Origin of the sequence: Corynebacterium sp. LaCa117 (assembly GCF_046717765.1) — a bacterium.
Taxonomy (GTDB): Bacteria; Actinomycetota; Actinomycetes; order Mycobacteriales; family Mycobacteriaceae; genus Corynebacterium; species Corynebacterium kefirresidentii.
Genome location: NZ_CP177102.1, coordinates 277,045 through 295,575 on the forward strand (window position 1 = coordinate 277,045; position 18,531 = coordinate 295,575).

Annotated in this window: 14 protein-coding genes; 6 read left to right on the plus strand and 8 right to left on the minus strand. The window is 59.2% G+C overall.

Features of this window, described 5'->3' with window-relative positions:
• The 7 genes from rfbA to ACLI1L_RS01480 all read right to left on the minus strand — a co-directional run bounded on the left by rfbA (window position 1) and on the right by ACLI1L_RS01480 (window position 8,773).
• Complete coding sequence (rfbA, locus tag ACLI1L_RS01450; protein ID WP_248099230.1) at window positions 1-849, minus strand: glucose-1-phosphate thymidylyltransferase RfbA; 849 nt, start codon at window positions 847-849, stop codon at window positions 1-3.
• Window positions 850-2,205: a sugar nucleotide-binding protein gene (locus tag ACLI1L_RS01455; RefSeq protein ID WP_411707874.1), complete on the minus strand. Its 1,356-nt coding sequence runs from the start codon at window positions 2,203-2,205 to the stop codon at window positions 850-852.
• 2 nt (window positions 2,206-2,207) lie between these two features.
• Window positions 2,208-3,203, minus strand: a complete 996-nt coding sequence (rfbB, locus tag ACLI1L_RS01460; RefSeq protein WP_411708342.1) for a dTDP-glucose 4,6-dehydratase — start codon at window positions 3,201-3,203, stop codon at window positions 2,208-2,210.
• A 73-nt stretch (window positions 3,204-3,276) separates the two neighbouring features.
• The gene (locus ACLI1L_RS01465) at window positions 3,277-4,755 is read right to left on the minus strand and encodes a DUF222 domain-containing protein (protein WP_411707875.1); all 1,479 of its coding nucleotides are present in this window, start codon (window positions 4,753-4,755) and stop codon (window positions 3,277-3,279) included.
• A 122-nt stretch (window positions 4,756-4,877) separates the two neighbouring features.
• The gene (locus ACLI1L_RS01470) at window positions 4,878-6,203 is read right to left on the minus strand and encodes a M1 family metallopeptidase (protein ID WP_411707876.1); all 1,326 of its coding nucleotides are present in this window, start codon (window positions 6,201-6,203) and stop codon (window positions 4,878-4,880) included.
• Between the two features lie 45 nt (window positions 6,204-6,248).
• Window positions 6,249-7,328 (minus strand): alpha/beta hydrolase, encoded by a 1,080-nt coding sequence (locus ACLI1L_RS01475; RefSeq protein ID WP_411707877.1) that lies wholly within the window; start codon window positions 7,326-7,328, stop codon window positions 6,249-6,251.
• Between the two features lie 50 nt (window positions 7,329-7,378).
• On the minus strand, window positions 7,379-8,773 hold the full coding sequence (locus ACLI1L_RS01480) for an alpha/beta hydrolase (RefSeq protein ID WP_411707878.1): 1,395 nt from the start codon (window positions 8,771-8,773) through the stop codon (window positions 7,379-7,381).
• 524 nt (window positions 8,774-9,297) lie between these two features.
• Between ACLI1L_RS01480 and lpdA the strand changes: the two genes are divergently transcribed.
• Window positions 9,298-10,710 carry a dihydrolipoyl dehydrogenase gene (lpdA, locus tag ACLI1L_RS01485; protein ID WP_005327177.1) on the plus strand — a complete coding sequence of 471 codons (1,413 nt, stop codon included), beginning with the start codon at window positions 9,298-9,300 and terminating at the stop codon, window positions 10,708-10,710.
• 135 nt (window positions 10,711-10,845) lie between these two features.
• On the opposite strand, the gene ramB is transcribed toward lpdA, so the two are convergent.
• Entirely contained in the window at window positions 10,846-12,255 is a 1,410-nt protein-coding gene (ramB, locus tag ACLI1L_RS01490) for an acetate metabolism transcriptional regulator RamB (protein WP_411707879.1), read from the minus strand.
• A gap of 369 nt (window positions 12,256-12,624) precedes the next feature.
• Between ramB and ACLI1L_RS01495 the strand changes: the two genes are divergently transcribed.
• The 5 genes from ACLI1L_RS01495 to ACLI1L_RS01515 all read left to right on the plus strand — a co-directional run bounded on the left by ACLI1L_RS01495 (window position 12,625) and on the right by ACLI1L_RS01515 (window position 17,524).
• Window positions 12,625-13,380 (plus strand): succinate dehydrogenase cytochrome b subunit, encoded by a 756-nt coding sequence (locus ACLI1L_RS01495; RefSeq protein WP_086589111.1) that lies wholly within the window; start codon window positions 12,625-12,627, stop codon window positions 13,378-13,380.
• Window positions 13,381-13,395: 15 nt separating this feature from the next.
• The gene (locus ACLI1L_RS01500) at window positions 13,396-15,411 is read left to right on the plus strand and encodes a fumarate reductase/succinate dehydrogenase flavoprotein subunit (protein WP_023020451.1); all 2,016 of its coding nucleotides are present in this window, start codon (window positions 13,396-13,398) and stop codon (window positions 15,409-15,411) included.
• Entirely contained in the window at window positions 15,411-16,160 is a 750-nt protein-coding gene (locus ACLI1L_RS01505; protein ID WP_086589112.1) for a succinate dehydrogenase/fumarate reductase iron-sulfur subunit, read from the plus strand. Before ACLI1L_RS01500 ends, ACLI1L_RS01505 begins: the two co-directional genes overlap by 1 nt.
• Before the next feature lie 56 nt (window positions 16,161-16,216).
• Window positions 16,217-16,591 carry a hypothetical protein gene (locus ACLI1L_RS01510; RefSeq protein WP_023020453.1) on the plus strand — a complete coding sequence of 125 codons (375 nt, stop codon included), beginning with the start codon at window positions 16,217-16,219 and terminating at the stop codon, window positions 16,589-16,591.
• Window positions 16,592-17,038: 447 nt separating this feature from the next.
• Window positions 17,039-17,524, plus strand: coding sequence for a hypothetical protein (locus ACLI1L_RS01515; protein ID WP_411707880.1), 486 nt, complete (start codon window positions 17,039-17,041; stop codon window positions 17,522-17,524).
• Window positions 17,525-18,531 lie beyond the last annotated feature (1,007 nt).

The window sequence follows — 18,531 nt, forward strand, 5'->3', positions numbered from 1 at the left end:
TTAGTACGCCCGCAGGTACTCGCCGTAGCCAGACTTAAGCAGCGGCTCGGCGAGTGCTTCTAGCTGGGCGCGGTCGATAAAGCCCGCCTCATAGGCAGCAACCTCGGGCGATCCGATAACGATCCCGGTGCGCTTTTGCATCACCTCAACATAGGCGGAAGCCTCACTCATAGAGTCCACCGTGCCGGTATCGAGCCAGACGCTACCGCGGTGCAGCCGCTGAACATTCAGCTCGTCGCGGCGCAGGTACTCCTCATTGACGGCCGTGATTTCCAATTCGCCGCGGCCGCTGGGCTGGATGCCCTTGGCAATGTCCACGACGGAGTTGTCATAGAAATACAAGCCCACCACCGCGTGGTTTGAGCGCGGGACCTCCGGCTTCTCTTCGATGCTGAGCGCATGCCCCGCGGCGTCGAATTCCACCACGCCGTAGCGCTGCGGATCCGAGACCTCGTAAGCAAAAATGATGCCACCCTCCGGATCCTGGCAGTGGGTGAGCTCGCCGCCGAAGCCATGGAAGATATTATCGCCGAGCACCAGCGCGACGCTATCGTCTCCAATAAAATCCTCGCCAATCAAGAAAGCCTGCGCGAGTCCCTCCGGCCGCGGCTGGACCGCATAATCGATCATGAGTCCGAGCTGGGAGCCATCACCAAAGAGGCGTTGGAAGGCACCCGCATCCTCCGGGGTGGTGATGATGAGGATTTCCCGAATACCCGCCTGGATGAGCGTGGTCAGCGGATAGTAAATCATCGGCTTGTCATAAATGGGCATGAGCTGCTTCGAGATGCCCTTGGTAATCGGGTAGAGCCGCGTGCCGGAACCGCCGGCTAAGATGATGCCCTTCATTTAATCCTCCGGGTAGAGCGCTAGGTACAGGGCCAGCGCGGCGCGCCAATTCTGCGGCTTGAAGCCGGTGGCCTCGATTTTATCTAGCGCAAACGTCGATTCCTTGGGTCGCGGTGCCTCGGGTCCCACGATTTCGCGGTACTGCTCGGTCGTCACTGGCGTGACCTCGGACGGATCGTGGCCGAGCCCGATGAATACCGCCATGGCAATCTCATCGCGGCCCACGGTATCGCCCGAATTGGACAGGTTATACACGCCGTAGTCCGCGCCGGACTGGAGCAGGTGCACGATGCCCTTGGCTAGGTCCTCGGCAAACGTGGGGCGGCCGCGCTGGTCATGGATGACCTTCGGCTCCACGCCCTTATTAGCCAGCCGGCGCATGGTGGACATGAAATTTTCCCCATCGCCAAAGACCCAGGAAGTACGGATGACGTAGTGCTGCGGCGCAGTCTGCGCGGCGGTATCACCCGCGGCTTTCGACGCCCCGTACGCACTGAGCGGCGACGGCAACTCCGCCTCGGTGTGGACCTCGTTCGCCCCATCGAAGATATAGTCGCTCGAGACATGCACCAGCGTGATCTGGTTTTCTGCGGCGATGCGTGCCAGCTGTGCCGGTCCTTCCGCGTTGACGGCCCAGGCAGCGGCGCGGTCGTTTTCGGCGCCGTTGACGTCGTTGTACGCCGCGCAGTTAATGATGGTCGAGTACTGCTTCCAATTTCGCTCCGGCGGATTGGTGATGTCGAAGTCGGCATGGGAGCAAAATTCGGCGTCGCCAAGCAGGCGCTTCAACGCCCTACCCAACTGCCCATTTGCACCCGTGACGAGGATGCGCCGGGCGGGCATCGGGCTCACCTCTTCGAGGCTGGGGTGCTGCTTGTCTTTCTCAGAAACCTCGGTGGGCACCATCGGCCAGTCCACGATGTCGAGGTTCACCGCGGCATAGCGCGCCTCGGCCGACCAGTGCTCATTGACCAGGTAACTATAAGAGGTATCCTCCAGCGCTTGAAAGCCATTGGCGACGCCCCGCGGCACAAACACCGCCGTCTCCGGCCCAATCTCGTGGGTAATAACCTCGCCGAAGCTCTCCGACCCCTCGCGCAGGTCGCACCACGCACCAAAAATCTTGCCCTGTGCCACCGAGATGAGCTTGTCCCAAGGCTCGGCGTGCAGCCCACGGGTAGCGCCGGCGTGGTTGAAGGAAATATTGTTCTGCACCGGCTGAAAGCTCGCGAGTTCGGGCGCGAGGCTGGTGAGCTTTTCCCGCTGCCAATTTTCTTTGAACCAGCCGCGATTGTCCCCGTGCACGTCGAGGTCGATGATGAGTAGTCCCGGGATGGCGGTTTCAGTTATGTGCATGTCTACTGTCCTTGCTGCTTGTAGCGGGTCTCTACGTCTTCTTTCTCGGGCTTCCACCAGTCTTCGTTATCGCGGTACCAGGCGATGGTGTCTTCGAGGCCGGCGCGGATATCCGTAAACCGCGGCGCCCAGCCCAGCTCGCGGCGCAGCTTGGTGGCATCCATGGCATAGCGTTGATCATGGCCGGGGCGGTCCGCCACGTGCTCATAGAGCGCGCGTCCATCGCGGGTGTGGCCCATGATCTCGCAGATAAGCTCGATGACCTGCTTATTGCTGATATCTGGCTGATCCGCGCCGATAGCGTAGGTCTCTCCAATCCGGCCGCGCTCTAGGATGGCGAGCACTGCCTCGTTGTGGTCATCGACATGAATCCAATCGCGGACCTGCTCGCCCGTCCCATAAAGCTTGGGCGTGCGGCCGGAGAGAATATTGGTGATCTGGCGGGGAATGAACTTCTCGATGTGCTGATACGGCCCATAATTATTGGAGCAATTCGAGATGGTGGCGCGCAGCCCAAAAGAACGCACCCATGCGCGCACGAGATGGTCAGAACCTGCCTTGGTGGCGGAGTACGGGCTGGAGGGGGCGTAGGCGGTGTTCTCGTCAAACTTGGTTTCTGCCCCAATCTCGAGATCGCCGAAAACCTCATCGGTGGAGACATGGTGGAAGCGGGTATCGTGCTTCCGGCACGCCTCCAACAGCGTGAACGTGCCCACGATATTCGTGTGGAGGAAGGGGGAAGGGTCACGCAAAGAATTGTCGTTATGGGATTCGGCGGCGAAGTGAACTACTACATCGGCGGCAGCGACGAGCGGTTCTACCGTCGCAGAATCGGCGATATCACCCTCGACGAAGTCAATATCCAGATCGGCGAGGTTGGCGCGGTTTCCGGCGTAGGTGAGCTTATCGAGCACCGTAACGCGGGTATCGGGGCGCGCCTGGCGCATGAGGCGCACGAAATTGGCGCCGATAAAACCGGCGCCGCCAGTGACGAGCATCGTTTGCATGGTTATCCAGTGTAGGGCAGTCGGACGGGCTGCTGTGGCAGGCCGCGGGCCCGCGCGCAAGAGGTCAGGCCGCGCCCGGGGGAGACGGTGGTGGCGAGGGCGGATCAGTGAGCCTGCGTGCCGGGGCTTGTTCCGCGGCGGGGTGGTCGTTGACCTCTACTGTGGGCGATAGCCCGCTCGCGTGCGCGGCCCGGTAGCCCACCCGGCCGGTAGCGGGGTCCCGCTCGGCGTGACCCATTCCGTTGCGGCCATCGCGGTAGTCGTTATTGTCTACGTGGTGGCGACGGCACAGCAGCGTGAGGTTCTTGAGGTCGGTAGCGCCGCCGTGAGACCAAGCCTGCAGATGGTGGACATCGCAGTCCTGCCAGGGGCGGTGGCACTCGGGGTGGGTGCAGACAAGCTCGGAGGCCGCGAGGGCGAGCTTCTGCCAGAGGGAAGCGGTGCGCTTGGTGCGGCCAAGTTCGAGGGGAAAGCCCTTCTCATCCACCGCACAGAAGAAATCATGCTGCGCGGCACCCAAGCGGAGGAGATTGAGCGGAGAAAGCTCGATGCCGGTGCTGGTGGCGAAGCGGGTATCGCCGCCCATCGCCTCCAGTTCTTCCAAGGTGGTGGCGACGAAGAAAGAGCCAAGGCCCGCTGAGTTCTTTTGGGTGGCAGAAAGGTAGCTCGACAAGGCAGCGGTCAATTGGTCCGCCATGCGCTGGGCATAAGTGCGGGTATCATCCTCGGCGCTGAGATCGGCGCTGCCCTTATTCTTAGCGGGCGCAAAGGCGCTGGCAAGGATGGCGGCCGCGGAGGCGTCGAGGTATCCGGAGATATGCACACCGCCGTCAGCATCTTGGCGGGAGATGCTAAAGCGCCGCTTGCGGGTAGCGGCGTGCGGATCGGGCTCGCCGGCAGGATTGAGGGCGTGCTTATTCGCCTTGCGAACTGCCTTACGCAGCCACTCGCGTAGGGAATCGAAGGAGCGGCGCTTGGCCTGTTCGAGGGCCTGGTTGCGCAGTTCGCTTGGGCCAGGGATGGCGTACTTGCTGAGGCTACGTAGCTCATTCTCGATGAGGTTAAGGATGCGCTCAGGGATAGGCTCTTCTTCGAAAAGCTTTTTGCGGCGCTTTTCTTCCTCGCGGCGCTCGCGGTCGGCGCGGCGGGCTTCTTCCTCGGCCTGTGCGCGTGCGGCGTCGTCAGCATTGGGATCAGCAGGTGGGGGAGTGGGCTCCGGTTCGGGGATAGGGGCAAAAAGGTTGCGCCCGTTGCGCAGGCGGGCGGCGACTTCGGACTCGCTAAGACCTAGGCGGGCGGTCAGGTAGTCCTTGGCCTTGGAGGAGCCTACGCGGCGGCCGGCGTCATCGCGCTCCGCGATGAAGGCGAAGGCAGCGTCAATAGCGGCCTTGTTGCCCAGGGCCCTTTCCAGGTGCTCGAAATGAGGGTGAAGAAGCTCGAAAGAGAGGTCGGAGGGATCCTGCATGAGGCCGCGCAGTTGGGTTAACCCGGCGGCAACTTGGGCGATGGCGGAGTCTATCTCCGCGTGTTTGGTGGTCTGCATAATCCCTCCCTTCCTGTTCGTTTACATGTTCTATTCTACCTAGATAAAACACCCCGTCAACAGGAAAGAAGGGATTGGTCAATAGATTAGACAATCCCCAAACAAACGCAGGGCCAAAACCACTAACTCGGGAATGAGGGAAGGGCCGTGTGGTTGAGCCAGGCGTCTACGGTGGCGTCGAAAAGCGCGGCATCGGGAGCGGCGGCGCGGAAGGAATCTAGCAACATGGAAGGCTCCACCACCGAATGCTGGTGCTCGGTGAGGTAGCTGCGGAGGATGCTAAAGAAGGCGTCGCCAAGCAGGCGGTGAATGGCGTGCACAGTCAAAGCGCCGCGCTTATACACGCGGTCATCGAACATATCGCGCGCACCCGGATCGGAAACGGTGAGGTTCTGCGCCTTGCGGCCCAGTACGTTGTAGTGGGACCGTGCCGCCTCGCGCGCGGTGGTCTCGCCCTTATGCTCGGCCCATAGCCACTCGCTGTAGCAGGCAAAGCCCTCGTTGAGCCAGATATCCTTCCACTCGCTCAGGCCTACGGAATTGCCAAACCACTGGTGGGAAAGCTCATGCGCGATAAGGCGCTCGAAGGCGTGGTCTCCCTTCACATGGTTGGAACCAAAGATAGAAAGCCCCTGCGCTTCGAGCGGAATCTCCAGCTCATCTTCCGTGATGACCACCTGGTAATCCGCAAATGGATACGGGCCATAGAGGGAGGAGAAGAAGTCCACCATTTCCTGCTGCTGGGCAAATTCATTCAGCACCCGCTCGCGCAGCGTGGCTGGAGCCCAAGCCCGAGTGGAAGGGCCCAAGGCAAAGCTGGAAAACTCACCTACCTGCACCGTAGCCAGGTAGGTGGCCATGGGTTGGCGGGTACGATAGTGCCAGCGCGTGGTGGAGCCGCCCGCCCGACGGGAAATCAGTTCTCCATTAGACACTACGATGAAGGGATCATCGGCCGTAATGATGATGTCATAGAGCGCCTTTTCAGAAGGTGTATCGTCGCAGGGGAACCAGCTGGGCGCGCCATTGGGCTGGCTAGCCACCAGCGAGCCGGACTCGGTTTCCTCCCAACCAATCTCGCCCCAGGTGGTGCGGATGGGGCGAGGGCTACCGCCGTAGCGAATGACCAGCTCAAACTCCGTCCCGGCGGCGATAGTATCGGCAAAGCGCAGGCGCAGCTTACCCGAAGACTGGCGGAACTTTGCCACCCGCGGTGCGCCCTTCGCGGTCACGCGCCGGGCTACCATCGCCCCGCCCAGATCCAAGGTCAAAGACGTTAAATCATCAATCGCCCGGATGGCCAGAATAGCCTCGCCGTGGAGCAAGTTGGGCTCCACGCGGTAGGTCAGATCCAGCGTGTAGTGGGACACCTCAAATCCGAGGTTAAAATCCACGCCGGTATAAGGGTCAGTGTGGGTACGCGAAAGGGCGGTAGGAAGCAACTTCATAATGCTGCAAGCCTACCGCCCTTTTAGCCGCGGAAAGAAACGAGCTTATTTATTGAAAGCGCGCTCGAAGACCGGCCAAGAATCCTTGAGGTCCGCAATCCAGTGCGGCCAAGAGTGGGTGCCGGTATTGCGGAAGTTGTAGGTTGCCGGGATACCAGCCTGGTCCAGCTTGGCCTTGAAGTTGTGGGTGCAGTAGTTCACGCCAGCCTCGATGGCGCCGCCCTCACCCTGCAGGACAGCGGAGCCTGCCGCGGCCGCCGCAGGGTTCGTGCCCTGAGCCACGTGATAGGAGAAGGTATCCTCCTTGCCGGCCAGACCGGAACCGGAGGAGATGTACAGCTCCGTGCCGCGCAGCTTCTCGTGGTTCATCATCGCATCGTTATAGCGATTGGTGGGGGAACCGAAGGGTCCCCACATCTGCTCCGCGGTAGCGCCACCGCGGTTAACGGTGAGCTCAACGGCCTTGTGCTCTACCGGATAGGCGGTAGCCGCACAGCCGGCGTAGGAACCAACGGCGTCATAGAAGCCTTGGTTGTGCTCCGCCAGCAGCAGGGAGGAGGTAGCGGACATGGACATACCCGCGATGGCGCGGTGGTTATCGGCCTTGATGTGGCCCTCGATAGCGCCCGGCAGTTCCTTGGTGAGGAAGGTTTCCCACTTCTGTGGGCCCTTAAGATACTGGGAGTTCGGGTCGGATACCCAGTCGGTGTAGTAGGAGAAGGCGCCAGCCTGCGGGATAACCACGTTGACATTCTTGGAGTGGTAGAAATCCACGGCATCGGAAAGCTTCAGCCAGTCCATGTCCTGCTCCGCGCCGCCTGCGCCATTAAGCAGGTAGATGGTCGGGCGGTTCTCATCCGTCGCGCGAATGACAGCCAGCGGAATCTTGCGGCCGTTCATGGCAGGGGAGGTGGCCTGCAGCTTTTCGACGCGCGGATCGTCCTTGTACTTCTGGTACCAAGTCTGCTGCTCCAACTCCGGGGTGACCTCCAGTGGGGCCAGGGTGGACTGGGCGGCGTTGCCTGCTACCTGCTGCGGGGTGAGCTGTGCGGCGCCCGCCAGCGGGGCGCAAGCCAAGCCTGCGCACACGGCGGTGGCGGCAAGGATGGAGCTAAGACGCTTCATAGTGCTTCTTTCCTATAGTTATGAACTCGCTGATTATACTTCTGCGCTACTTATTCCGCGACGCCGCCAGCCTCTGCGGCTCCAGCGGCCTCTGCGCCCTCTGCGTCCTTGCCCTCGACAAAGTCCTTGTCTGGGGACTGGTCAGCGGCGCTCGGGGCGTCCTTAACCTGCGCATCTTCCTCGGCCTGCGGTGCCTCGATGGAAAGCTCATTGGGCTTTACCTCTGGCTCGGCCGGTGTCTCTGCAGCATCCTTGGCAAAGCCGCGCTCGAAGGTGGCCCAGGAGGTGAAGAGATCATTGCGCCAGCCCGGCCAGGAGTGGGTGCCGGTATTGCGGAAATTCCAGTCCGCCTTCATACCCTGGGAATCCATCTTGGCCTTGAGGTCATGGGTGCAGGAGTTCATCGCGGCCTCGATGACGCCGCCCTCAACGATGAGGGTGGACGAGCCCTTAGCGCCCCAGTCATTGGCGCCGCCCAAACCACTATTCACGGAGACATAGGTCTCGGACTTGCCCAGGTTATTCGGGTTAGCGTTCACCAAGGCATCGTTGTACACGTTGTACTCACTGCCCATAGCGCCCCACATCTGATCGGCCGAGCCACCGCCGCGGTTGACAGTCAGCTGGGTGTACAGGCGCGGCAGCGGGCGAGAGGTGGAAGCGCAGCCAGAGAAGGAGCCCACGGCGTGGTAGAAGCCCGGGTTGTGCTCCGCCAGTAGTAGAGAGGAGGTAGCGGACATGGACATGCCGGCAATCGCGCGCTTGCCATTGCCGCCGATGTGGTCTTCCAATGCGCCCGGCAGCTCCTTGGTGAGGAAGGTTTCCCACTTCTGCGGGCCCTTGAGATAGCCGCTATTCGGGGAGGATACCCAGTCGGTGTAGTAGGAGAAGGCGCCGGCCTGTGGGATGACCACGTTGACGTCCTTGGACGTGTAGAAGTCCACCATGTCCTGCATGCCCTCGGTCTCAGGGTTGATGTCGTGGTTGGCGGTGGCGGTCAGCCAGTCCATGCCCTGCTCGGCGCCGCCCGCGCCATTGAGCAGGTACAGGGTGGGGCGCTTCTTATCAAAATTGCCGTCCGGGGTGATGACCGCCAGCGGAACCTCGCGGCCGCCCATGGCGGCGGAGGTGGCGGTCATGACCTTGACGTGGTTGCCGTAGTGGTTGCCCTGGGCGCTCTTGTGGCCGAAGGCATAACCCTTCCACTTGTCCTTGTCATTCAGCCCGGCAATATCTACCACGCGGTTTTCACCCTCAGTGGTGATGGCGTAGTTGATATTTTCCGGATCTGCCGGGTCAGTGAGGTTAACCTCGCGGATGGTGGATGGGGTGGCGTCCCCCTGAATCTCGGCCGGCTCGACGGCGGAGGCAATAGGGGCGGAGAGGACTCCGGCCGCAATGGCGATGCCTGCGACGCTGGAGCCGATAGAGCGCAAAGTATGCATATTTTTAACTTCCTCGAGTTAAGAGAATCTTCTCAGTAGGTATCGTTCCGTAAAGCGTGAGTGTTAGCAAGACTCAGTGTTCAAATAACCCCTTAAATTTAGCAAAGCCTGTGATGCATGTGGTCTGTGTGTCATAATTCTGAACGCAGCGCTCATGTAACGGCGGCGCTACAATTCCCGTTAGTTCTAAACGTGTGAATAGTGCGGTCCCATCCGCGGGCCCATCCCTCGCTCTAGGCAAAAGACAGAAAGAAGAAAAATGAACGTTTTCGATTCCATCCTCGTGTCCATCAATGAAGTTCTGGGCCAGTTCCTGCATATGGGTTCCTCCATGTCCTCCAACGCTGCCCTGGCTCTCGGCCTGTTCTAAAACACCGAGCCCATAGCCCTGCACGGCGTCGCACGCTTGCCGACGCCCCCGTGCAGGGCCTTTGTGCGTTTTACCCCCGAAGCGTGGGGTACACGGGCAAAAGAGTGTGACCCAATGCGCGACATGGAGGGGAAAGTTACGTATCCTGAAGGACGTGACTAATGAACATTATGACGTAGTAGTACTCGGCGCGGGCCCTGGCGGCTACGTGGCCGCCATCCGTGCAGCTCAGCTTGGTAAGAAAGTTGCCGTAATCGAGAAGCAGTACTGGGGTGGTGTCTGCCTCAACGTAGGCTGCATCCCTTCCAAGGCACTGCTGAAGAACGCTGAGGTTGCCCACACCTTCAACCATGAAGCAAAGGACTTCGGCATCTCCGGCGATGTTTCCTTCGACTTCGGTGTAGCCCACAAGCGTTCCCGCAAGGTTTCCGCGGGCATCGTCAAGGGCGTTCATTACCTGATGAAGAAGAACAAGATCACCGAGATCAACGGCCTTGGCTCCTTCAAGGATGATAAGACCATTGAAATCACTGACGGCGATGACAAGGGCAAGACCGTCACCTTCGATGACTGCATCATCGCCACCGGCTCCGTGGTCAAGTCCCTGCCAGGCGTAGAGCTCGGCGGCAATATCGTTTCCTATGAGGAGCAGATCCTCAACGATGAGGCCCCGAAGTCCATGGTCATCGTCGGCGCCGGCGCCATCGGCATGGAATTTGCTTATGTTCTGTCCAACTACGGCGTGGACGTCACCATCGTGGAGTTCATGGACCGCGTTCTGCCGAACGAAGACAAGGACGTCTCCAAGGCCATTGCCAAGGAATACAAGAAGCTTGGCGTTAAGCTGCTGACCGGCTACAAGACCACCTCCGTCAAGGACAACGGCGATAATGTCACCGTTGAGGTTGAGTCCAAGGATGGCTCCAAGCAGGACACCCTCACCGTGGACCGCGCCATGATTTCCATTGGCTTCGCCCCACGCACCGAGGGCTTCGGTCTGGAAAACACCGGCGTTGAGCTCACCGAGCGCGGCGCCATTGCCATCGATGACACCATGCGCACCAACGTGGACCACATCTACGCCATCGGTGACGTCACCGCGAAGCTGCAGCTGGCCCACGTTGCTGAGGCACAGGGCGTTGTCGCCGCAGAGACCATCGCCGGTGTAGAGACCCAGCTTCTGGGTGACTACATGAATATGCCGCGCGCTACCTTCTGCAACCCGCAGGTCGCTTCCTTCGGCTACACCGAAGAGGCTGCCAAGGAGAAGTTCGCGGACCGCGATATCAAGGTCGCTACCTTCCCATTCTCCGCCAACGGCAAGGCTGCCGGCCTCAATGAGACCGCGGGCTTTGTCAAGCTCATTGCGGATGGTGAGTATGGTGAGCTCATCGGCGGCCACATGGTGGGCTCCAATGTCTCCGAGCTGCTGCCGGAGCTGACCTTGGCGCAGCGCTTCGACCTCACCGCTGAGGAAATCGGCCGCAACGTCCATACCCACCCGACCCTCTCTGAGGCCATGAAGGAAGCTGCCGAGGGCATCGGCGGCCACATGATTAACCTCTAAGCAGGGGCGCTTGGCGACGTCGCCTTGAGCGCAACACCCACGGCACCGCGCCGTCCCCCGCCCACCGGGCAAGGGGACCGCGGTGCCTTTTTATATGTCTACGCCCCCGAAAAGGCTCGTCGTGGTGATGCGTAACTAGTACGGTGCCACTGCTGAGCGGTGGGCATCGATGCTGATGACCTCGTTAATGGGTGGGAAGGCGCGCTGCGCACAATTCTCACGCGGGCAGGTGCGGCAACCAGAGCCGATGGGGGTAGCAGAAGAAAGGTCTTTGAGGTCAAGACCTTCGGCATAGACGGTGCGGTCGGCGTGGCGAGCCTCGCAGCCCAGACCGATGGCGAAAAGCTTATTGGTATCGCCAAAGCGGCCTTGGTGATGCTGTACCGCGCGGGAGATCCACAGGTAATTGCGGCCATCGGGCATCTGGGCCAACTGGCGGGAAATAATGCCCGGCTGGGTGAAGGTCTCGTAGACATTCCACAGCGGGCAGGTGCCGCCATTATTGGAAAAGTGCACGCCGGTGGCGGATTGTCGCTTGGACATGTTTCCGGCGCGGTCGACGCGGACGAAGGTAAAAGGAATGCCGCGCAGGTTATCGCGCTGCAGGGTGGACAGCCGAGAGGCGACGGATTCATAGCCCACTCCGAAGACCTGGCAGAGGTATTCCACGTCGTAGCCGGAGCGCTCGGCCTCAGAATGCAGCAGGGTATAGGGCATCACGGTGGCGGCGGCGAAGTAGCTGGCCAGGCCGCGCTGCGCTAGGTTACGCGAGGCATCCGAGGTAAACGGCTCATTTTTTACCAAAGATGCGATCTCCTCACCGGCCTCGAGGAAGCTCAGCTCCGCAGCCATGCGGAAGGCGCGTTGTCCTTCGCTTAAGCGCGAGGCGAGCCGAAATTCGCCGGTCTCGCGGTCGAAGCTGTGCAGCGTGCCATCCATCTGTGGGGTGATGTGAATATCGACGTTGTGGCGATCGCGCAGGCGCTGGGCTAGGGCATGTTCGGTGTCGCGGATGCCGAATTGGGTGACCGAGAGGGCGTCGGCAAGCTGCTCCGCATGGTGGTCCAGGCCGTCCAAGTAGTTCTGGCGGGCATAGAAGAAATCGCGCACCTCATCGTGCGGCATGGACAGTGCCTGGGTGGCCTCGGTGGTGCGGCGGGTATCGGTGGCGAGTGAGAGCTTATCGCGCACATTGCGGTAGCGGCGGTGGACATCCACCAGCGTGCGGGCGACGGTGGGGTGGTTATAGACCAGTTCGGAGAGTTCCTGCAGCTCGACGGGGGAGGGGCACAGCTCCTTGTCCTGGATGACGTCCTGGATCTCCGCGAGTAGGCGCGAGTCATCGTCGCGGGAGAAGAAGGTGGCGTCAACTCCGAAGACCTCGGTGATGCGAAGGAGGACCGGAACGGTAAGTGGCCGAACGTCGTGCTCGATCTGGTTGACGTAGCTGGCGGAGAGTCCCAGCGTCGCAGCAAGGGAGGCCTGGCTGAGATCGCGTTCACGGCGAAGTTGGCGAAGGCGGGATCCCACATACGTCTTACTCATGCCGGAAAGGTTACTGGGTGGCCTGCGCGTGTGCACCTTAATCGCAAAGATCTTGCGAAGAATATTCACCCTCCTGTGGGGAATATGTGGGTTTCATGCGAAAGTTTGACACATAAAGGGGTAAGGGGGTCACTCCCGTAACACTGGGTGACCAAGTTCACAACTGGTGGAAGATTTACGCAACGTCAATATTGCGAAATTGCGAGCAGCCAAGGTAGTGACGTTTTGAATCCAGCCGTCTAAGGCAACCCTTACCTAAAAGAATTCTGAGTTTAACCGTACCGCCGTACCGTTAGATGAAACGCCGCCGGAATTGACTGGTAACCAGCGGTTAAGCCCAGTTAAGGTGAGGACGACAATGGAGGTGTCATGACTTTAAGAAATCCCGACCGTGAGGCAGTAGCTCACGGCCACATTACTAACGAACCAATCCGTCAGAAGCCGGGAGTGCCCTCCTGGGTTCTGAAGCTCATCATGGCCGTCACCGGCCTGCTGTTTGCACTTTTCGTCGTCGGCCACATGGCCGGCAACCTGAAGCTGTACTTGCCGGCTGAGGATGGCGACGAGGCTCTTGATAAATATGGTGCATTCCTGCGCTCCATGGGCGAGCCACTGTTCCCGCATGAGGGTGCGTTGTGGATCATCCGCGCAGTCCTGCTGGTTGCCATCATCGCCCACATCTATGGTGCGATCGCTTTGACCGCACGTTCCAAGGCGTCCCGCGGCAAGTTCCGCCGTAGCAACCTGATGGGCGGCCTTGATTCCTTCGCCACCAAGTCCATGCTGGTTACCGGCATCGTCTTGCTGCTGTTCATCATCTTCCACTTGCTGGACCTGACCTTGGGCGTACAGCCCATCGCCCCAGGTGACTTTGTGGAGGGTGCGGTGAAGGCCAATATGATCGCAACCTTCAGCCGCTGGCCGGTCACCATCGTGTATGTGATCGCCATGTGCTTCCTGTTCCTGCACCTCACCCACGGCATTCGCCTTGCCGCTTCTGACCTGGGTATTACCGGTGCGAAGTGGCGTCAGACCTTCCTGATCCTGGCGTACGTCATCCCGGCCGTTGTCTGCATCGGCAACATCGTTATGCCTTTGTCCGTTGCCCTGGGCTTGGTCAGCTAAAGGAGTTAGAAACCCATGACTAATACTGAACTCAAGCGCGAGCACCCCAAGTTCTCGCATCCGCAGTCCATCGTTCCGGGCGTATCTGCCGGCAACATTCTGGAATCCCACGAGCCGCACGGCGTGCCAATGAAGGATATGTGGTCCCACCAAAAGGACCACATGCAGCTGGTTTCCCCACTGAACCGCCGTAAGTTTGAGGTCCTCGTGGTTGGTACCGGCCTGTCCGCCGGCGCCGCTGCGGCCGCACTGGGCGAGCTGGGCTACAAGGTAAAGGTATTTACCTACCACGACTCCCCGCGCCGCGCGCACTCCATCGCAGCGCAGGGTGGCGTCAACGCCTCCCGTGCCAAGAAGGTGGACAATGACTCCGCCTACCGCCACACCAAGGACACCGTCAAGGGTGGCGACTACCGCTGCCGCGAGTCCGACTGCTGGCGTTTGGCCAACGAATCCGTCCGCGTTATTGACCACATGAACGCCATCGGTGCACCATTCGCTCGCGAGTACGGCGGCACCCTGGCTACCCGTTCCTTCGGTGGTGTGCAGGTCTCCCGTACCTACTACACCCGTGGCCAAACAGGCCAGCAGCTGCAGCTGTCCACCACCTCGGCGCTCTACCGCCAGATCGGCCTGGGCAACGTGGAGCTCTTCGCTCACAATGATCTGCAGGACATCATCGTCTACAACGACAATGGCAAGAAGCGCGCTGGCGGCATCGTTACCCGCAACCTGATCACCGGTGAGCTCAAGGCCTTCACCGGCCACGCAGTCGTGCTGGGTACCGGCGGCTACGGCAACGTCTACCACATGTCCACCCTGGCTAAGAACTCCAACGCCAGCGCCATGATGCGTGCGTACGACAGCGGTGCTTACCTGGCTTCCCCAGCCTTCGTGCAGTTCCACCCGACGGGCCTACCGGTCAACTCCGATTGGCAGTCCAAGACCATCCTGATGTCGGAGTCCCTGCGTAACGACGGCCGCATTTGGTCCCCGAAGAAGGAGGGCGACGACCGCGACCCGAATACCATTCCGGAAGAAGAGCGCGACTACTTCCTGGAGCGCCGCTACCCGGCATTCGGCAACCTGGTTCCGCGTGACGTTGCTTCCCGTGCCATCTCCCAGCAGATTAACGCTGGCCTGGGCGTTGGCCCGCTGCACAACTCGGTGTACCTGGACTTCCGCGACGCCATCGAGCGCCTGGGTAAGGACAAGATCCGCGAGCGCTACTCCAACCTCATCGAGATGTACGAAGAGGCCATTGGCGAGTCCGCCTATGAGACTCCGATGCGTATCGCTCCGACTTGCCACTTCACCATGGGTGGCCTGTGGACCGACTTCAACGAGATGACCTCCATCGACGGCCTCTTCGCCGCCGGTGAGTGCTCCTGGACCTACCACGGTGCTAACCGCCTGGGTGCTAACTCCCTGCTTTCGGCTTCCGTCGACGGCTGGTTCACCCTGCCGTTTACCATCCCGAACTACCTGGCCGACCACCTCAACGAGGAGAAGCTGGCCGAGGATTCCCCAGAGGCACAGGCAACCCTGGCTCAGTCCCAAGAGCGCATCGACCGCCTCATGGGCGTGCGCGGCGAGAACCCGCACGGTCCTTCCTACTACCACCGCCAGCTAGGCGACATCCTGTACCACGGCTGCGGTGTGTCCCGTAACGTGGAAGACCTCAAGGAAGCCATCACCAAGATCCGTGAGCTGCGCGAGGACTTCTGGGCTAATGTCCGCATCCCGGGCGAGGCCAACGACATGAACCAGGTGCTGGAATACGGCCTGCGCGTTGCCGATTACCTGGACCTGGGCGAGCTCATGTGTGTTGACGCTTTGGACCGCGACGAGTCCTGTGGTGCTCACTTCCGCGAGGACCACCTCACCGAGGACGGCGAGGCAGAACGCGACGACGAGAACTGGTGCTTCGTTTCCGCCTGGGAGCCGGGCGCTAATAAGAACGAGTTCATCCGCCACGCCGAGCCGCTGTACTTTGATTCGATCCCGCTGATGACAAGGAACTACAAGTAATGAAACTGACACTTGAGATCTGGCGTCAAGCCGGACCGACCCAAGAAGGCCACTTCGAGACCGTCCAGGTGGACGATGCCTCTGAGCAGATGTCCATCCTGGAGCTGCTGGACCACGTCAACGAGGGCTACATTGAGCGCGGCGAAGAGCCCTTCGCCTTCGCCTCTGACTGCCGTGAGGGCATCTGTGGTACCTGTGGTCTGACCGTCAACGGCCGTCCACACGGCCCTGGACAGAACACCCCGGCCTGCCAGCAGCGCCTGTTCAACTTCACCGATGGACAGACCGTCAAGCTGGAGCCATTCCGTTCCGCTGCCTACCCGGTTATCAAGGACATGATCGTCGACCGTGCGGCACTGGATCACGTGATGGAGCAGGGCGGCTACGTCTCCATGGATGCTGGTACCGCTCCGGATGCGGATACCCTGCACGTCAACCATGAGACTTCCGAGTACTCGCTGGACCACGCCGCCTGCATCGGCTGCGGCGCCTGCGTTGCTGCTTGCCCGAATGGTGCTGCACACCTGTTTACCGGTGCGAAGCTGGTGCACCTGTCCCTCATGCCGCTGGGTAAGGAAGAGCGTGGCCGCCGTGCCCGCAACATGGTCGATGACCTGGAAGCCAACTTCGGCCACTGCTCCCTCTACGGTGAGTGCGCTGATGTGTGCCCGGCCGGCGTTCCCCTGACCGCAGTTTCCGCGGTTACCCGCGAACGTGCACGTGCTGCTTTCCGTGGCAAGGACGACTAAGCTAAGGTTATTCCGTAGGAATACAAGGAACGAGAGAAAGACAGAAAGACTCCGCCATGAGCGATAACACCCACGCAGTCGCTGACTACACCAGCGAGACTTACCCGGAGTTCTCCGGAAAGATTCAGGACACCTACATTGAAGGCTACGACCCAGTTTCCTTCGGTGCTCCTCATTCTTCCCTCATTCGCACCTCCACCTGGGTGGGCATGGGTCTGATCCTGTCTTGCCTCCCGGCCGCCGGCATCCTCATCTGGGGCCTCGGCGTGTGGGATACCCCGCTGGGCACCGCCGGCGAGGGTGACTACACCCTGACCACCATCATCGGCATCATCGCTCTAGCCGTTGTGGCTATCGCCGCCTTCAGCACCGTCCACTATGGTCGCCGCTACTACCGCAAGTACCGCAAGGAAACTGGCCGAGCCAACTAAATCGTTTCTTTAGTACACAACCCCCGCTTCCACCAGCATGCATGACATGCAGGGAGGCGGGGGCTGTTGCATATTCGCCCCTTCCAGCGACTCTTTGAGTCTTGTGGCTAAGCCTAGAAGTTCGTCGGGATTATTTGCGGGCCGTTGTTGAGACAGATTTCTTTGTGCTGCGCGCACAAACTTAGCGAGTATGCTGGCGTCGCGGGCTAGTGGGGAAGTGGCAGGCAACCCCGCTTGTATTACCTGTAGGTGCTTGGCGGCACTGTTGGCGGCGTCTAGTGCGTACTCGTAGTCTCCAGTGTCCCCGTGCGCCCCAATAAACAACGCGCACAGTTGCGTGTCCTAGGCTTCATGAACAATGTCTGCCATTACTTCACCTTTCTACCCTTTTCCGGCTCGCGTTGAATGTAAGATTCTTGGCAACCTTTAAAAGATAGGACTCGGTTAATGCATATATCTAATATTTATCTCGCCTACGTCAAACGCTTCTTTCTATCCGATCCTGATGCAGCAATCCAGGTTTTGGCAGGTGCCAGTTTTGATGAGCAAGAGATTCTCGAGTGGATTGAAGAAGGCAAAAAAGTAGACCATGACATTTGGTACGAGAAAATTCCGATAGCGAACCCTCCCCATTCTCTCAGTTCGCCGAGTGAGGTATTAGTTTATTTCGATGGGTGTTCTTTTAACGAAGGTTGGGAACATGATTTCCAGTGGACAGATCCAGTAGGTCGTAGAGCCCTTATCCCCGAAAAGTTTAATGGAGTTGTACGCCCCCAACCTGAGACAGAAGGAGTGCTACGGGAAGACGGATATGTAGGTAATGATTACTATCTGTGGAGAGTTCCTTGCCCATGGAAAAGCCGCTACCTTTTAGCTCCGTTCCAGGAAAAGAGTAATGAGTTCATTGACTACGGACGTCCGTTTACGGTTTGAGCATAATTAAATCGTAAAATCATGATGCGAGAAAAGTGACCTTAACTAGAGCAGTTAGTTAAGGTCACTTTTGTTTGTGCTGATTTTCATCATTAGGGCGAACTGAACCAACCGCACAAACTAACCAGCTGATGCTGCCGCAGAAGTCACAGGAGCGACTGCCTTGCCCCGTGTGATTGTCACGTCCTGGTACTCGTTTACGCGTGCGCGCCCTAACGTTTTGAACGCTCTTTGTCGCTCATACTGATACGTGAATGCGCCGGCGTATTGCCTGACACAAACGTCCTACTACCTAGTCACCAGTGTTCACGGTTCCTGACCACTATCTATGGTCGCTGGTGCGCTCAGTTTCATGGGGCATTTTAAGAATTGTCCTCCAACCAGGAAAGAATAGTACGACTTCTTGGGTTGTGCCGCCTACACTTTCCAAGCGGAGGATTTTGAACGAGCCCATTCTGGAAACTGGGGTAAGCAAAGAGGGAATACTCATAGCGGTATATCTAGTGTGCTGATTGCCCGCGACGTAACTAATGAATTTGTCACTGGCTGGGCAGGAAAATGATCATGCTGCAGAATGGGCAGGATGTGTCAAAAATCTTCCACTTCTTTGGCAGTGAAGCTAGAATAGTCTAGTTGTATGTCCTCTCGGAAAATTTTCCTTCGTCCAGAGCATAGCCATCCAAGCTCTTTATGGCCTTCTGAAGAGCTAATAGTTACTGGATCTAAGAAAAGAGGATTTTATCTTCCTGAGGACATAGGAATTAAGCCAGATTTAGGAAACGAAATCCTTGAGTGGACGAGGGATTTTCAGCACAATTTTCTCGAAAAGCCTGATAGCTTCCATCAGCGTCCCCTCTGGAAAGATCAATTCGATAGGTTTCGATGGTATGAAGTCGGCTGGGATATTACATACAACTTGAGGGATTCTTTACCGTCGGTGCAGGTAGTTCCCCAGTTTTCTCAATTTGTTTTTTCCATCAATGAGCGAAGAGAAAATTTCGGACAGA

Bases quoted from the DNA above. Each gene is read 5' to 3' on its own strand.
- ACLI1L_RS01465 (WP_411707875.1), bottom strand. From the start codon at position 4,755: ATGCAGACCACCAAACACGCGGAGATAGACTCCGCCATCGCCCAAGTT.
- ACLI1L_RS01475 (WP_411707877.1), bottom strand. From the start codon at position 7,328: ATGAAGCGTCTTAGCTCCATCCTTGCCGCCACCGCCGTGTGCGCAGGC.
- ACLI1L_RS01455 (WP_411707874.1), bottom strand. From the start codon at position 2,205: ATGCACATAACTGAAACCGCCATCCCGGGACTACTCATCATCGACCTC.
- ACLI1L_RS01470 (WP_411707876.1), bottom strand. From the start codon at position 6,203: ATGAAGTTGCTTCCTACCGCCCTTTCGCGTACCCACACTGACCCTTAT.
- ACLI1L_RS01515 (WP_411707880.1), top strand. From the start codon at position 17,039: ATGCATATATCTAATATTTATCTCGCCTACGTCAAACGCTTCTTTCTA.
- ACLI1L_RS01500 (WP_023020451.1), top strand. From the start codon at position 13,396: ATGACTAATACTGAACTCAAGCGCGAGCACCCCAAGTTCTCGCATCCG.
- rfbA (WP_248099230.1), bottom strand. From the start codon at position 849: ATGAAGGGCATCATCTTAGCCGGCGGTTCCGGCACGCGGCTCTACCCG.
- ACLI1L_RS01480 (WP_411707878.1), bottom strand. From the start codon at position 8,773: ATGCATACTTTGCGCTCTATCGGCTCCAGCGTCGCAGGCATCGCCATT.
- ACLI1L_RS01505 (WP_086589112.1), top strand. From the start codon at position 15,411: ATGAAACTGACACTTGAGATCTGGCGTCAAGCCGGACCGACCCAAGAA.
- rfbB (WP_411708342.1), bottom strand. From the start codon at position 3,203: ATGCTCGTCACTGGCGGCGCCGGTTTTATCGGCGCCAATTTCGTGCGC.
- ramB (WP_411707879.1), bottom strand. From the start codon at position 12,255: ATGAGTAAGACGTATGTGGGATCCCGCCTTCGCCAACTTCGCCGTGAA.
- ACLI1L_RS01495 (WP_086589111.1), top strand. From the start codon at position 12,625: ATGACTTTAAGAAATCCCGACCGTGAGGCAGTAGCTCACGGCCACATT.
- ACLI1L_RS01510 (WP_023020453.1), top strand. From the start codon at position 16,217: ATGAGCGATAACACCCACGCAGTCGCTGACTACACCAGCGAGACTTAC.